This is a genomic window from Mesorhizobium amorphae CCNWGS0123 (assembly GCF_001686985.1).
In the GTDB taxonomy this organism is placed as follows: Bacteria; Pseudomonadota; Alphaproteobacteria; order Rhizobiales; family Rhizobiaceae; genus Mesorhizobium; species Mesorhizobium amorphae.
Map to the genome: position 1 here is coordinate 795,352 of NZ_CP015318.1, position 15,132 is coordinate 810,483.

Sequence of the window (15,132 nt, forward strand, 5' to 3'; positions counted from 1 at the left end):
TGCTCGGGTGAGGACTTCGTGATATCCTGCCGCCTAAAGGGAGGATATCATGAGCAGCGATTCCGCGCGTTTCACCGGCTCCATCCCCGAGCACTATGATCGGATTCTGGGGCCAATCATCTTCGCCGACTATGCCGCCGACATCGCCCGGCGAGCGGCCGCTTTCGTGCCGCCGCGGGTGCTGGAGACAGCGGCGGGAACCGGCATCGTCACCCGCCGGCTGCGCGATGCCTTGCCGGCCGGCACGCGCCTGACCGCGACCGACCTCAACCCGCCGATGCTCGACTTCGCGCGGCAAAAATTCAAGCCGGGCGAGCAGGTCGAATTCCAGCCCGCCGATGCTACCGAATTGCCTTTCGCAGACGCCAGCTTCGATGCCGTTGTCTGCCAGTTCGGCGTGATGTTTTATCCCGACAAGGCCAAGTCCTACAGGGAGGTCCATCGCGTTCTGGCGCCCGGCGGTCGCTATTTTTTCAACGTCTGGGATTCGCATCGCTACAATCCGTTCGCCCATATCGCGGACGGGGTTGTGCAGCGCCTTTTCCCCGTCGATCCGCCGCAGTTCTACAAGGTACCGTTCTCCTGCCATCAGATCGATCCGATCAAGGAAGCCGTCATCGAAGCCGGCTTTGCCGATATCGACGTTTCAATTATCAGGCTGGAAAGGGAGATCCCGGACATGGACCAGTTCGCCCACGGCATTGTCTACGGCAACCCGCTGGCGGATCAGGTTCGGGCGCGGGGCGGCGAACCTGAGTTGGTGGTGCAAACTGTCGTCGAGGAGCTTCGCCGCGCATTCGGCAGCAATCCCGGACGGATGCCGCTGCAGGCGATCGTCTATTCGGCCGGCAAGCCATAGCGACCTCGCTCAGCGGTCGATGCGGGTCGACAGGATGATCGACGACGATGTCCGCTCCACCCCGTCCATGGCGCCGATCTGGTCGAGTAGCGAATCCAGATCCCGGATCGACGGGGCGTCGACGATCACGATCATGTCGAAATTGCCGCTCACCGAATGCAGCGTCCTGACCGGCGGCAAAGCCTGCAGGCTGCGCACCACCTTGTCGGCAAGCTTGGGGGTGACGGTGAGCAGCACATGCGCCCGCACCAGCCCTTGCTCATAATCCGGTGACAGCCGCACACCATAGCCGGCGATGATGCCGCGCTGCTCCAGCCGCTCGATCCGGCTCTGCACGGTGGTGCGCGATACGCCAAGCTGCCGCGCCAGTTCGGCGGTCGAGGCGCGCGCATTGGCACGCAGCAGGGAAAGCAGGGCCTGTTCGGCATCGCTGATCATTTCGACGATTTCCTTCGGCATATCGTTCAAAAAGCAGTTTCGTTCCGAACAATTCCACGCTTCCTTTCGACAGGCAAGCTGCGATTCTACGCCTCGTAATTGACATTCGGGCGAGGGAACCGGTCATGAAGAAAATTGTTGTCGTCGGCGCCGGAAAGATCGGCTCGACCATTGCCGAAATGCTCGCCGCCACCGGCGACTACCACGTCACGCTCGTCGACCGCGCGGCAGCACAGCTCGCCGGGGCCGAACTGCCGGCCACGGTTGCGACGCTGGAGCTCGACATCGCCGCCCCGGGCGCACTCGAAGCGGCCCTGGCCGGCTCCTTCGCGGTGCTGAGCGCTGCCCCCTTCCACCTGACGACGCGCATCGCCGAGGCGGCGGCCAGCGCCGGCGTGCACTATCTCGACCTCACCGAGGATGTCGTCAGCACCAGGCGGGTCAAGGAACTGGCGCGCTCCGGCAAGAGCGCCTTCATCCCGCAATGCGGCCTGGCACCGGGCTTCATCTCGATCGTCGCCAACGACCTCGCCAGCCGGTTCGACACGCTGGAAAGCGTGCGCATGCGGGTCGGCGCGCTGCCGCAATATCCGTCGAACGCGCTGAACTACAATCTGACCTGGAGCACCGACGGCGTCATCAATGAATATTGCGAGCCCTGCGAGGCCATCGTCGAGGGCGAGCTGATCGAAGTGCCGCCGCTGGAAGAGCGCGAGGAATTCTCGCTCGACGGCGTCACCTATGAGGCATTCAACACCTCGGGCGGGCTGGGCACCTTGGCCGAGACCCTGAAGGGCAAGGTGCGCACGCTGAACTATCGCACCATCCGCTATCCCGGCCACGCCGCCATCATGAAGGCGCTGCTCAACGATCTTGGCCTGCGCCACCGCCGCGACGTGTTGAAGGACATCTTTGAAAGCGCCCTGCCGGCGACGCTGCAGGACGTGGTCATCGTCTTCGTCACTGTCAGCGGGCTCAAGAATGGCCGCCTGCTGCAGGAGACCTACGCCAACAAGATCTACAGCCAACGCGTCGGCCAGACGGTGCGCAGCGCCATCCAGATCACCACGGCGTCCGGCATCTGCGCCGTGCTCGACATGCTGGCCGACGGCAGCCTGCCGGCGACAGGTTTCGTCAAGCAGGAGGACATCGCCCTCGACGCTTTCCTCGCCAACCGTTTTGGCCGCGCCTATGCGCAGCATGAAATGGTTAGCCGACTGGCGAGCTGAGCTTTTTTGGGTGGTCGCGCCCTTCCTCTCCCCCGTCGACCGGGGGAGAGGTGTCGAGCGCAGCTCGACGGAGTGGGGGGCGACCTGCCTCGGGCGTTGTTATCTCAAGCCGGGGCGATGTCTCGCCTTGACTGAGGCCCTGTGGTGCGTTGTCAGCGCCGCCGCATTTGAGGACCGGCTTCCCCCGCTCCGTCGCTGCTTCGCAGCGCCACCTCTCCCCCCTCCGGAGGGAGAGGAAAGGAGAGCTTGGTGGAATAGGTTCGCACCGTTCCTTTCCCCTTGCGTCCAACAAGGGGGAGCCGCCGCTCTAAACATGCAGCGCCTGCCCGGCGCCTTCAACGGAGGTGGCCGACGCCCGCGGCACCTCCACCTGCCTATTTGCGCAGGATCATCGGCCGCCCGAGCAGAAACCGGACAAAATTGCCCACTGTTCGCGAGGCCTTGGCTGAAGTGTGAGACAGTTGCGGCGTCCTCTCCTTTCGCACCGGCTCCCGCCTTTCGATCTCGACCCCAGGTCGGCCGACGGTGAAGGACGGCTCCGCGACCGGCTTGCCCCTGAGCACATTGGCGGCATTGTTGTCGTGAATGACGATGCACCATTGCGCGCCCTTCGATGCCGCCACGACGGTGTTGAAGCGCGTCGCCATCTTGGCGTGATGATCGCTATAGACACCTTTCATTTCGGCTGACCGCTTCTCGACCAGGGTGCCGAACGCCGACGTGACATATTCGTGGTGCGTATAGCGGCCGGTTGCCGTGTCGAAATTCTGGCCGTCCGGAAAGGCGATGTAGAGCGGCTGCTGGCTGACCGCGCCTTTGTCGATCTCGCGGCGCGCGTAATGGTCGATCCGCTCCATGAAGCCCGGCGCCAGTGCGTCATCGCTGTCGAGCCGCGTCAGTGAAACGAACTCGGCATCCGTATCGCCCTGGACGAACGCGTTGAAGCGAAGACTGTAGGTCTCATGCGCTTCGACGAGGACTGGCCTGACGTCGATGCCGGCCACGCAATTGCAGACTGTCCTGACGTAGTTCTCGTGCGTTTCGGCATCGAAGGCGATCAGGACGGTAAAGTCCTTCAGCGACTGTGCCTCGAGAGAAGGCGCGCAATATCCGTCAAACAACGCCAGCCGCTCGACCAACCAAACAGGATCGAGATTGGCGCGTCCCTCTCCGTTCCACTGGCTCGGTTTGAAACCGGTGGGGGCGTTGTAACGAATCGCGATGTATTTCTTCAGTTCCATGGCCGCGGAAAGACACCAGTCTGTCCCGTTACGCAATCCGTGAGCGCGGCACGACCGCCACGGCCTAGATATGCAGCGCGTGGCCGAGTGCCTTCAGCGCCGCTTCCTGGAATCCTTCGCCCTGCGTCGGATGGGCGTGGATGGTGCCGGCAATGTCTTCCAGCCGCGCGCCCATTTCGAGCGCCAGGCCGAATGCGGCCGACAGTTCCGACACGCCTTGCCCGACCGCCTGGATGCCGAGCACCAGATGGTTGTCCGCGCGCGCCACGACGCGAACGAAGCCATCCTCGCCGAGCTTGGTCATGGCGCGGCCATTGGCGGCGAAGGGAAACAGGCCGATCTTGATTTCACCGCCGACGGCCTTCGCCTCCTCCGGCGACAGACCGGCTGTCAGCAGCTCCGGATCGGTGAAACAGATCGCCGGGATCGCCCGCTTGTCCCAGCTGCGTTTGTGGCCGGCGACGATCTCGGCGACCATTTCGCCCTGCGCCATCGCCCGGTGCGCCAGCATCGGCTCGCCGGTGACGTCGCCGATGGCGAAGATGCCGCGCATCGAGCTGCGGCACTGGTCGTCGATGCGGATGAACTTGCCTGACATATCGAGATCGATCTGCTCGAGGCCCCAGCCTTCGGTCACCGGCTTGCGGCCGACCGTGACCAGGATCTTGTCGGCGCCTATCTTGGCATTCTTGCCGTCTGATGTCTCGACCAGCAACGCATCGCCCTTGGTCGACAGCCCCTTGGCCTTGGCGCCCGTCATCACCTCGATGCCGAGTTCGGCCAGCCGCTTCACCACCGGCCGGGTCAGCTCGGCATCATACTGCGCCAGCACGCGCGGCAAGGCCTCGACCACGGTCACCTCGGCACCCATCTTGGCGAAGGCGATGCCGAGCTCCAGCCCGATATAGCCGCCGCCGACCACGGCGAGCTTTTTCGGCACCTCGCCCAGTGCCAGCGCTTCCGTGGAAGAAATCACCGGCCCGCCGAACGGCAGAAACGGCAGCTCGACCGGCGCCGAACCGGTGGCGATCACCACCGCCTCGGCCCGGATCACCTGTGTCCCCGTCTCGGTTTCGACCTCGACGGTCTTGCCATCGCGGAACGTCGCCCAGCCATGCACGGTCTTGACCTTGGCCTTCTTGAGCAGGCCGGCGACGCCGCTGTTCAGCCGGCTAACGATACCGTCCTTCCAGGCGACCGTCCTTGTCAGATCGAGCTTCGGCGCGCCAACCGAAATGCCGAGCGGGCTCTTGCCGCCGGCCATATGCGCGACCTTCTCGAACGCTTCGGCCGCATGGATCAGCGCCTTGGACGGGATGCAGCCGACATTGAGGCAGGTACCGCCCGGCTTGCCGGCTTCGACGATCACCGTATCGACGCCGAGCTGGCCGGCACGGATGGCGCACACATAGCCGCCCGGACCGGCGCCGATGACGAGCAGCTTGCAGGAGATTTCTTTCATCTCATTAATCCACGAAAATCAGCGCCGGCGTCTCCAGCAGCGTCTTGATGCGCTGGACGAACACGGCGGCGTCCCAGCCGTCGATGACGCGGTGGTCGAAGCTGGACGACAGGTTCATCATCTTGCGCGGCATGAACTGCGTGCCATCCCACACCGGCCGCACCATCATCTTGTTGACGCCGATGATCGCCACTTCCGGATGGTTGATGACCGGCGTCGTCGCCACGCCGCCCATGGCGCCGAGCGAGGTGATGGTGATGGTCGAGCCGGACAGCTCGTCGCGTGTCGCCGTGCCCGACTTCGCCGCTTCGGCAAGCCGGTTGACCTCGGCGGCGCACTCCCAGAGGTCGCGCGCCTCGGCATGCTTGACCACCGGCACCACCAGCCCCGACGGCGTCTGCGCGGCGATGCCGATATGGACGCCGCCATGCTGGTGGATGATGCCCGCCTCGTCGTCGAACAGCGCGTTGAGGTTGGGCTGGTCGGCGATCGCCTTGACCATCGCCCGCATCAGGAACGGCAGCAGCGTGAGTTTCGGCCGATCAGCACGCTTTTCCTTGTTGAGCGCGGCGCGCAGGTCCTCGAGCGCGGTGACGTCGATCTCCTCGACATAGGTGATATGCGGGATGCGTGATTTGGCGATCGTCATCTTCTCGGCGATCTTGCGCCGAAGCCCGATGACCTTGATGTCTTCGATGCTGTCGTTGCGGGCAAGGCCGGATATCTTCGCGACCTGCGGTCCGCGCGCCAGGAAGGCATCGATGTCCTCGTGGCTTATGCGGCCGGCCGGACCACTGCCGGCGACTTGGCGCAGATCGATGCCGGCCTCTCTTGCCCTGAGCCGTATGGCGGGCGAGGCCAGCGGCTTTTCGCCTTCAGCGCGCGGCGCTCCGGAGACCGACAACCGTCCCGTTGCTTTCGGACTGGCCGGCGACGGCGCCGGTTTCGCTTTCGCCTCGTCAGCCTTCGGGCTGGGCGGCGCAGCCTCGGGTTTCGGTGTTGCGAGCTTGGCCGGAGGTTCGGCGTTGATGGTTTCTGCTGGCGGGCTGCTCTCCGGCTTCACATTGCCCTCGCCGGCCACTTTCAGCCGCACGATCGGCGAGCCGATCGCCACCGTGTCGCCGATCTCGGCGCCGAGCCACAGGATCTCGCCATCGACCGGCGACGGGATTTCGACCGTCGCCTTGTCGGTCATGACGGCGGCGAGCACCGTGTCCTCGCGCACCAGATCGCCGACCTTCACATGCCACTCGACCAGTTCGGCCTCGGCGACGCCTTCGCCGACATCGGGCAGCTTGATGATATGTTCGCCCATCTCAAGCTCCCATGGTTTCAATCAGGGCGCGGCCGACCCGTGCAGGACCGGGGAAATAGTCCCACTCCTGCGCATGCGGATAAGGCGTGTCCCAGCCGGCGACGCGCGCCACCGGCGCTTCGAGGTGATAGAAGCAATTCTCCTGCACCAGCGCCGAGAGTTCGGCGCCAAAGCCGGAGGTCAGCGTCGCTTCGTGCACGACCACGCAGCGCCCTGTCTTCTTCACCGAGGCGACGATTGTGTCGAGATCGAGCGGCAACAGTGTCCTCAGATCGATGATCTCCGCGTCGATGCCGGTTTCCTCGGCGGCGGCCTGCGCGACATAGACCATGGTGCCGTAAGCCAGCACGGTAACGGCGGAGCCCGGCCGGCGGATGACCGCCTTGCCGAGCGGGACGGTATAGTGGCCGTCGGCGACCTCGCCGAGTTCATGCTTTGACCACGGCGTCACCGGACGGTCGTGATGACCATCGAACGGGCCGTTGTAGAGCCGCTTCGGCTCGAGGAAGATCACCGGATCGGGATCCTCGATCGCCGCGATCAAAAGCCCCTTGGCGTCATGCGGATTGGACGGCACCACCGTCTTCAGCCCGGACACATGCGTGAACAGCGCTTCCGGGCTCTGGCTGTGGGTTTGGCCGCCAAAAATACCGCCGCCGGTCGGCATGCGCACCACGATCGGACAGGTGAAATCGCCGTTCGAGCGGTAGCGCAGCCGCGCCGCTTCCTGCGTCAGCTGGTCGTAGGCCGGGTACATGTAGTCGGCAAACTGGATCTCGACGCATGGCTTCAGCCCGTAGGCCGCCATGCCGATGGCCGAGCCGACAATGCCGGACTCGTTGATCGGCGCGTCGAAGCAGCGGCTTTTGCCGTATTTGGCCTGCAGGCCTTGCGTGCAGCGGAAGACGCCGCCGAAGAAGCCGACATCCTCGCCGAACACGATGACGCGTTCGTCGCGCGCCATCGACACGTCCATGGCATCGCGAATTGCCTCGATCATCGTCCGTCTGGGCATGGTCAGACCCCCGCCTGCTGGCGCTGGCGCCTGAGATGCGGCGGCATCTCGGCATAGAGCCCTTCGAACATGTCGCGCGTCGACGGCTTGCCGCCGGCATGCAGCGTGCCGTGGCTCTCGGCTTCCTTCTGTGCCGCAATCACCGTTTCGAGGATTTCGGCTTCGGCCTGGGCATGGCGCTCGTTCGACCAGACGCCCTTTTGGATCAGATGGTTCTTCAGCCGGATGACCGGGTCGCCGAGCGGCCAGGCGTCGGATTCGGCCTTCGGCCGGTAGGCCGAGGGATCATCGGAACTCGAATGCGCGCCGGCCCGGTAGGTGACATATTCGATCAGCGTCGGCCCGAGATTGGCGCGCGCCCGCTCGGCCGCCCACTTGGCGACAGCGTGCACCGCGAGATAGTCATTGCCGTCGACGCGCAGCGCCGGGATGCCGAAACCAAGGCCGCGGGCGGCGAACGTGCCCGAACCGCCGCGCGCGATGCCCTGGAAGGTCGAGATCGCCCACTGGTTGTTGACGACGTTGAGAATGACCGGCGCCTTGTAGGTCGAGGCGAACACCAGCGCCGAGTGGAAATCGGATTCTGCGGTCGAGCCATCGCCGATCCAGGCGGCGGCGATCTTTGAATCATTGGAGATTGCCGAGGCCATCGCCCAGCCGACCGCCTGGATATACTGCGTCGCCAGATTGCCGGAGATCGAGAAAAAGCCGTGCTCCTTCGACGAGTACATGATCGGCAGCTGCCGCCCCTTCAGCGGATCGGCTTCGTTGGAATAGATCTGGTTCATCATCGTGACCATCGAGTAGCCGTCGGCGATGAGCAGGCCGGCTTGCCGGTAGGTCGGGAAATTCATGTCGCCGGCGGCGAGCGCCTTGCGGAAGGCGCAGCTCACCGCCTCTTCGCCGAGATGCTGCATGTAGAACGAGGTCTTGCCCTGGCGCTGCGCCATCTGCATGCGCGCATCGAAGCTGCGCAATGTCATCATGTGGCGCAGGCCCTCGAGCAACTCCTCATCGGAAAGCAGGCCGGCCCACGGACCGACCGCCTCGCCATCGCGGTTCAGCACGCGGATGATCGAAAACGCCATGTCGCGGATCGTGCGCGGATCGACATCGATCTCAGGGCGCGGCGCCGAACCCGCCTTGGGGATGGGCACATTGGAGAAGTCGGGCGTTCCGCCCGGCCGCACCTCCGGTTCGGGAACATGGAAGCGCAACATTCCAGCATCGGCCATGACCTTCGTCCTCCAATGTTGCCGGTGCAATACTTGCATATCTGCGCCGCCAGACCAGTGCCAATTCGTCGGGCGGGTTTGAACAGGATGCCGCTAAACTGCGTCGGCCTGGCGAGCCCGCTTCGCCGCCCGCACAAAATGACGACAAGCGGCAGAAATTTCCTGTCTAACTTCGGCTGCAGCGCGCAACTTGGGACAAGGACGCGCCGGCTTTGCCGCCAGATAAGGTGTTTGGGCGGCAATAGTTGGATCCCTCTCCCTCACTTTAACGCCTGCGGAGGAAGGGCGCCAAGGTCGGCTAGTTCGCGCCTTTCCTCTCCCCGGTCGATCGGGGGAGAGGTGTCGAGCGAAGCTCGACGGAGTGGGGGTCGACCTGGCTCGGCCGTTGTTACTTCAAGCCGGGGCGATGCCTCGCCTTGATTAAGGCCTGTGGTGAGTTGTTAGCGGCGACGCATTTGAGGACCGCCTTCCCCCACTCCGTCGCTGCTTCGCAGCGCCACCTCTCCCCCCTCCGGAGGGAGAGGAAGGGCGCCAGGGGTGGCGAACCCCCGCGCCTCTCCTCTCGCGTCGATCGGACACCCTCGTGGGGCGAGGAACCCAAGCTGGAGGCCGTTCACGCCGACCCCACACCATGCTAACCAAACCCCATGGCACAGAAGAAAGCATACGAGGTCGATTCCTGGCTGGCGCGCCCCGACGCCCGTATCTCGATCGTCCTGCTCTACGGTCCCGACCGCGGTCTGGTCTCCGAGCGCGCGAAAGCCTTTGCCGTCAAGACCGGCCTGCCGCTCGACGATCCGTTCTCGGTGGTCCGGCTTGACGGTTCCGAGGTCGACCGCGACGAAGGCCGGCTGCTCGATGAGGCCCGCACCGTGCCGATGTTTTCCGACCGGCGCCTGCTCTGGGTGCGCAACGCCAGCGGCCAGAAGGCACTGGCCGACGACGTCAAGGCGCTGACATCGGAGCCGGCGCCGGATGCCATCATTCTCATCGAGGCAGGCGACCTCAAGAAGGGCGTCGGCCTGCGCGCCGTGGTCGAGGCGGCGGACAATGCCATGGCCCTGCCCTGCTACGCCGACGAGGCCAGGGACATCGATACCGTCATCGACGACGAATTGCGCAAGGCCGGCATGTCGATGACGATGGAGGCCAGACAGGCGCTGCGCCGCAACCTCGGCGGCGACCGGCTGGCCTCGCGCGGCGAGATCGAGAAGCTCTTGCTCTACGCCCACGGCCAGAAGGAGATCGGCCTCGACGACGTCCGGGCGACGTCCGGCGATGTCTCCGGCGCCTCCTTCGACGATGCCGTCGATGCTTTACTTGAGGGCAAGGTCGGCGACTTCGACACCGCCTTCACCCGCCACTGCCAGGCCGGCGGCCAGCCCTTTCTGGTGTTGTCCTCGGCGATGCGGCAATTGCAGGCAATGCAGTCCATGCGCGGTCAGATGGAGGCAGGCGGCCGCAACGCCGCCGCCGTGGTTGCCGCCGCCCGCCCGCCGGTTTTTTTCTCACGGCGCAAGCTGGTGGAAAAAGCGCTCGAGCGTTGGAACGTTGAAGCGCTGGGTCGTGCGTTGAATCGACTGCAGGCCGCCGTGCTGCAGACGCGGCGTCGGCCGGACCTGTCGGTAGCGCTGGCAAGGCAGGCGCTGCTTGGCATTGCGGTGGAGAGCGCGAGGCTGGGACAACGGTAGGTACATCTTTCCTTCTCCCCTTGTGGGAGAAGGTGGATCGGCGCGCAGCGCCGAGACGGATGAGGGGTGTTGGACGGAATGAGGCGTGGGCAGTCAGGCGCCCTGCACCCGTCCGGAATTGCGTAAAAACAAATACTTAGAGCGAGGCGTTCCTGTCACGAGCTGAACCGATTGGGACGAAGGTTTATGCCAAGCTGGAACACCCCTCATCCGTCGCCTTCGGCGACACCTTCTCCCACAAGGGGAGAAGGAAGGCCCGCGCCGGGCTTACAGCGAAATATAATTCGCCGGCTAACCGACTACCGCTCCTGCTTCAGCCGCCGGCACAACTCATCGAGCTGATCCAGCGTCCGATAATTCACCCGGAGCACACCGCCGCGCTCCTTGTGCTCGATCGACACGATCATGCCGATCGTATCGGTCATCAGCTTTTCCAGCGCCAGCGTGTCGGGATCCTTTTCCGGCGCGCTCGGTGCCGACTTGGCCTTGGGCGGCGTAGGCCCGGCCGGCATCTGCGCCAATGCCTCCGCCTGGCGCACCGACAGCCCTCCGTCAACGATGCGCTTGGCGAGCCCGGCCGGATCCTCCGCGGTCACCAGCGTGCGGGCGTGGCCCGCCGACAGTTCGCCATCGACCAGCATGTCGCGGATGACGTCGGGCAGCTTCAACAGCCTCAGCGTGTTGGCGACATGGCTGCGGCTCTTGCCGATCACCTGGCCGAGATCGGCCTGGGTATAGCCGTGCTCGTCGATCAATTGCTGATAGCCCTGCGCCTCTTCGACCGGGTTCAAGTCGGCACGCTGGACGTTTTCGATGATCGCCAGCTCCAGCGCCGTACGGTCGTTGACGTCGCGGACGATGATCGGGATCTCGGTCAGGCCGGCGCGCTGCGCCGCCCGCCAGCGCCGCTCGCCGGCGATGATCTCATAGCGGCCGGCTTGCGTCGGCGACGGTCGCGCCACCACCGGCTGCACCACGCCGTGCTCGCGGATCGACTGGGCGAGATCGGTGAGTTCCGCCTCGCCGAAATGGCGGCGCGGATTCTTCGGGTTGGGGCTGACGAATTCGATCGGCACCTTGCCGTCGGCCGCCGCGCTCTGCTTTTCCGGCATCGCCGGACGATCGATTTCGCCGATCAGCGCCGCCAGTCCGCGGCCCAGTCTTTTTCTCGAAAGGTCTTCAGTCATAAGCTGTCCAGATCGTTACGGTATCGAATCGGCGTCAAAATGGGATCGGTGTCAGGCGGCGCGCAGTTTGCGCTCGCGGCGGATCACTTCGGAAGCAAGCTGCAGATAGGCTTGGCTGCCCGAGCATTTGAGGTCGTAGAGGATCGCCGGCTTGCCGTAGGACGGCGCCTCGGAAACGCGGACATTGCGCGGAATGATCGTCTCGTAGACCTTGTCGCCCATATGCTGCCGCACATCCTGCACCACCTGGTTGGCGAGGTTGTTGCGGCCGTCATACATGGTCAGCACGATGCCCTGGATGGTAAGATCCGGATTGATCGAGCGGCGCACCTGCTCGACCGTTTCGAGCAGCTGGCTCAAGCCTTCGAGCGCGAAGAATTCGCATTGCAGCGGCACCAGCACCGAATCGGCTGCAGCCATCGAGTTCAGCGTCAAAAGGTTGAGCGACGGCGGGCAATCGATCAGCACATAGCCGAAAGGCGCCGCGCGCTCGGCAGCGGCGCGCAGCGCGTTGCGCAGCCTGAGCACCCGGTCCGGCGCCGAGGCGATCTCCATCTCGATGCCGAGCAGGTCGAGCGTCGACGGCACGATCGACAGGCCTGGCACCGCAGTCGGTATCGCCGCCGCTTCCAGCTCGAGCTCGCCGGTCAGCACATCATAGGACGAGACGGTGCGGTCCTTGCGATCTATGCCGAGGCCGGTGCTGGCATTGCCTTGCGGGTCGAGGTCGACGATCAGCACCTGTTCGCCGATAGCTGCCAGTGCCGTGGCCAGATTGATGGCGGTGGTGGTCTTGCCGACGCCGCCCTTCTGGTTGGCGACGGTGATGATACGCGGTCCAGTTTTCATGGGTCTATGCCAGTAATTCATTGCGGATCGCCGGGCGCAGATTTGACAGTTCGAGGACGACCCCTTGCGGGTCGGTCATGCTCGGATGTTCTACCAGATCGAATGCCCATCGGTGAGTGCTTTCTTCCACCTCGGCCCGGTAATCCCGGCCTTTGTGGAACAATGCGCAAGCCCCCTTGGTCAGCCAGTGTGCCGACAGATCAAGCAGGTCCGGCAACGAGGCCAGCGCCCGTGCCGTCACGATTTCCGGAGTGGAAACAAGCGGATAGCTGTCATCGATGCGCCGCGCGATGACCCGCGCGGGCAAACCGAACTGGCCGATGACCGCTTGCAGGAACGACGCTTTCTTGCGATTGCTTTCGACCAGGTCGATCGAAGCCCCTTCGCGCTCGACAAGCAGAAACGCCAGCACCAGGCCGGGAAACCCCCCTCCTGAACCGAGGTCGACCCAGCGCTTCGCCTGGGGTGCGATTCGGCCTAGCTGCGCGCTGTCGAGGATGTGGCGACCCCAGACGTCGTCCAGCGTCGAGGGTGCGGCGAGGTTGATGCTGCGGTTCCATTTCAGGAAGAGCTGTTCGAACGCCACCAGGCGTTCGAATGTTTCACGTGAAACCGGACCAGCGGCTTCTTGCAGGCTCGTCCATGAGGCAGCGCTCACGCGACATCTCTCTGCGCGGCGGCCTCGGCATTGCGGACATGCGCAACGATGATCGCCAGCGCCGCCGGCGTCATGCCCTCCATCCGCTGGGCATCCGCAATCGAGCGTGGCTGACGCACCAGCATCTTCTGCTTCAACTCATTGGAGAGACCGGGCACATTGGCGAAATCGACAGAAGCCGGGATCAGCCGGCTCTCTTCGTGTCGTATCTGGGCGACATCCGCTTGCTGGCGATCGAGATAGACCGAATATTTCGCCTCGGTTTCAAGACGCTCCGCAGTCTTGGCGTCGATGTCACCAAAGCTGGGCTCGATCCGCGCCAGCCAGGCGACGTCGACGCCGGGATAGGCGAGCAACTCATAGGCGGTGCGGCGGACGCCGTCCCTGTTGATCTCAAGTCCGTGGCGCGCCGCTTCGTTGGGCGTGAAGCTAACGCCTAGCGCCAGCTCGCGGGCCTTCTTAAGGTCCAGCATGATGTCGTTAAAGCGATGCATCCGCTCTGGCGACGCAATCCCCAGCCTCTCGGCGAGCGGCGTCAGCCGCTCATCGGCATTGTCTGCCCGCAGCGACAAGCGGAACTCGGCCCGCGAAGTGAACATGCGATAGGGCTCGGCGATGCCGCGGCTGGTCAAATCGTCGACCATCACGCCGATATAGGCCTCGGTGCGGCTCAGCACGACCGGGTCGCCGGCGGACGCATTGCGCGCCGCGTTGAGGCCGGCGAGCAGCCCCTGCGCGCCGGCTTCCTCATAGCCAGTGGTGCCGTTGATCTGCCCGGCAAGGAACAGGCGGCCGATGCGCTTGGTTTCCAGCGTCGGCTGCAATTCGCGTGGATCGACATGGTCGTATTCGATGGCATAGCCGGGCTGCAGCATGGTCGCCCGTTCCAGCCCGGGAATCGTTTTGAGAATATCGAGTTGCACGTCTTCCGGCAGCGAGGTCGAGATGCCGTTCGGATAGACGGTGTCGTCGTCGAGGCCCTCGGGCTCGAGGAATATCTGGTGTCCCTCGCGATCGCCGAACTTGACGATTTTGTCCTCGATCGAAGGGCAGTAGCGCGGTCCAACACCTTCAATCGAGCCTGAATACATCGCGGAGCGGCCTAGATTGAGGCGAATCAACTCATGTGTCGCAGGTGTCGTGCGCGTGATACCGCAATGGATCTGCGGATTCTGGATGGCGTCGGTCATCAGCGAGAACGGCACCGGATCCTCATCCGCGGCCTGGCTTTCTAGCGACGCCCAGTCGATGGTCCGACCATCCAGGCGCGGCGGCGTCCCGGTCTTCAGCCGCCCCAACTGGAAGCCCGCCCGGCTCATTGTCGCCGACAGGCCGATGCTTGCCTGCTCGTTCATGCGCCCGGCAACGATCTTCTTCTCGCCGATATGGATCAGCCCACGCAAGAAGGTTCCCGTGGTCAGCACCCCCGCGCCGCAACCCAGCCTGCTTCCATCGGCCAACAGGACGGCCGATACAGCTTCATTGGCAATCTCGAAATCCAGGACCTCGCCTTCGATCACCTCGAGATTGGCTTGCTCGCGGATCGCCGCCTGCATGGCCAGCCGATAGAGCTTGCGGTCGGCCTGCGTGCGCGGGCCGCGTACAGCGGGGCCTTTGCGACGGTTGAGCAAGCGGAACTGGATGCCGGCAGCATCGGCGATGCGGCCCATCAACCCGTCCATGGCATCGATCTCGCGCACCAGATGCCCCTTGCCGAGACCGCCGATGGCCGGGTTGCAGGACATGACGCCGATCGTGTCGAAGCGCAGCGTCACCAGCGCCGTCCGGGCGCCGGCGCGCGCGGCCGCACTGGCCGCCTCGCAACCAGCATGGCCGCCGCCCACCACAACCACATCATAGTGATCGTTCATTTTATGGTTCCAGATTCTGAAGTTGCCGGAGACATGTCCCCGAGAGCCTCCGGTGTCAAGGTTGCCAGGCGACTTCGTTTCA

13 protein-coding genes are annotated in these 15,132 nt (G+C 64.4%); 3 read left to right on the forward strand and 10 right to left on the reverse strand.

The genetic code is table 11. From position 1 onward, the window contains the following. Positions 1 to 49: 49 nt before the first annotated feature. A complete protein-coding gene (locus tag A6B35_RS03790; protein ID WP_006203519.1) occupies positions 50 to 859 on the forward strand; it encodes a class I SAM-dependent methyltransferase in 810 nt (269 codons plus the stop codon). Positions 860 to 868: 9 nt separating this feature from the next. Here the strand turns inward: A6B35_RS03790 and A6B35_RS03795 are convergent, their stop codons facing one another. Next, positions 869 to 1,297: an Lrp/AsnC family transcriptional regulator gene (locus A6B35_RS03795; protein ID WP_065518305.1), complete on the reverse strand. Its 429-nt coding sequence runs from the start codon at positions 1,295 to 1,297 to the stop codon at positions 869 to 871. 125 nt (positions 1,298 to 1,422) lie between these two features. Here A6B35_RS03795 and A6B35_RS03800 point away from each other — a divergent pair, with 125 nt between their 5' ends. Next, the gene (locus A6B35_RS03800; RefSeq protein WP_006205297.1) at positions 1,423 to 2,526 is read left to right on the forward strand and encodes a saccharopine dehydrogenase family protein; all 1,104 of its coding nucleotides are present in this window, start codon (positions 1,423 to 1,425) and stop codon (positions 2,524 to 2,526) included. A 374-nt stretch (positions 2,527 to 2,900) separates the two neighbouring features. On the opposite strand, the gene A6B35_RS03805 is transcribed toward A6B35_RS03800, so the two are convergent. The 5 genes from A6B35_RS03805 to A6B35_RS03825 form a co-directional block, all read right to left on the reverse strand. Beyond that, the gene (locus A6B35_RS03805) at positions 2,901 to 3,767 is read right to left on the reverse strand and encodes a glycosyltransferase (protein WP_006205298.1); all 867 of its coding nucleotides are present in this window, start codon (positions 3,765 to 3,767) and stop codon (positions 2,901 to 2,903) included. A gap of 64 nt (positions 3,768 to 3,831) precedes the next feature. Further along, positions 3,832 to 5,229, reverse strand: coding sequence for a dihydrolipoyl dehydrogenase (gene lpdA / locus A6B35_RS03810; RefSeq protein ID WP_006205300.1), 1,398 nt, complete (start codon positions 5,227 to 5,229; stop codon positions 3,832 to 3,834). Positions 5,230 to 5,233: 4 nt separating this feature from the next. Further along, positions 5,234 to 6,544, reverse strand: coding sequence for a dihydrolipoamide acetyltransferase family protein (locus tag A6B35_RS03815; protein WP_006205301.1), 1,311 nt, complete (start codon positions 6,542 to 6,544; stop codon positions 5,234 to 5,236). A gap of 1 nt (position 6,545) precedes the next feature. Further along, positions 6,546 to 7,559, reverse strand: a complete 1,014-nt coding sequence (locus A6B35_RS03820) for an alpha-ketoacid dehydrogenase subunit beta (protein WP_006205302.1) — start codon at positions 7,557 to 7,559, stop codon at positions 6,546 to 6,548. Between the two features lie 2 nt (positions 7,560 to 7,561). Then, a complete protein-coding gene (locus tag A6B35_RS03825) occupies positions 7,562 to 8,794 on the reverse strand; it encodes a 3-methyl-2-oxobutanoate dehydrogenase (2-methylpropanoyl-transferring) subunit alpha (RefSeq protein WP_006205303.1) in 1,233 nt (410 codons plus the stop codon). A gap of 647 nt (positions 8,795 to 9,441) precedes the next feature. On the opposite strand from A6B35_RS03825, the gene holA reads away from it, so the two are divergent. Continuing rightward, positions 9,442 to 10,485, forward strand: coding sequence for a DNA polymerase III subunit delta (holA, locus tag A6B35_RS03830; protein ID WP_006205304.1), 1,044 nt, complete (start codon positions 9,442 to 9,444; stop codon positions 10,483 to 10,485). A gap of 299 nt (positions 10,486 to 10,784) precedes the next feature. Here the strand turns inward: holA and A6B35_RS03835 are convergent, their stop codons facing one another. From A6B35_RS03835 to mnmG, 4 genes are read right to left on the reverse strand one after another with little or no spacing between them, the layout of a single operon-like run. Continuing rightward, positions 10,785 to 11,672, reverse strand: coding sequence for a ParB/RepB/Spo0J family partition protein (locus A6B35_RS03835; RefSeq protein ID WP_006205306.1), 888 nt, complete (start codon positions 11,670 to 11,672; stop codon positions 10,785 to 10,787). Between the two features lie 51 nt (positions 11,673 to 11,723). Further along, on the reverse strand, positions 11,724 to 12,521 hold the full coding sequence (locus A6B35_RS03840) for a ParA family protein (RefSeq protein ID WP_006205308.1): 798 nt from the start codon (positions 12,519 to 12,521) through the stop codon (positions 11,724 to 11,726). 4 nt (positions 12,522 to 12,525) lie between these two features. After that, positions 12,526 to 13,179: a 16S rRNA (guanine(527)-N(7))-methyltransferase RsmG gene (gene rsmG / locus A6B35_RS03845; protein WP_006205309.1), complete on the reverse strand. Its 654-nt coding sequence runs from the start codon at positions 13,177 to 13,179 to the stop codon at positions 12,526 to 12,528. Beyond that, positions 13,176 to 15,050 (reverse strand): tRNA uridine-5-carboxymethylaminomethyl(34) synthesis enzyme MnmG, encoded by a 1,875-nt coding sequence (mnmG, locus tag A6B35_RS03850; RefSeq protein WP_006205310.1) that lies wholly within the window; start codon positions 15,048 to 15,050, stop codon positions 13,176 to 13,178. The genes rsmG and mnmG overlap by 4 nt, the downstream gene beginning before the upstream one ends. Positions 15,051 to 15,132 lie beyond the last annotated feature (82 nt).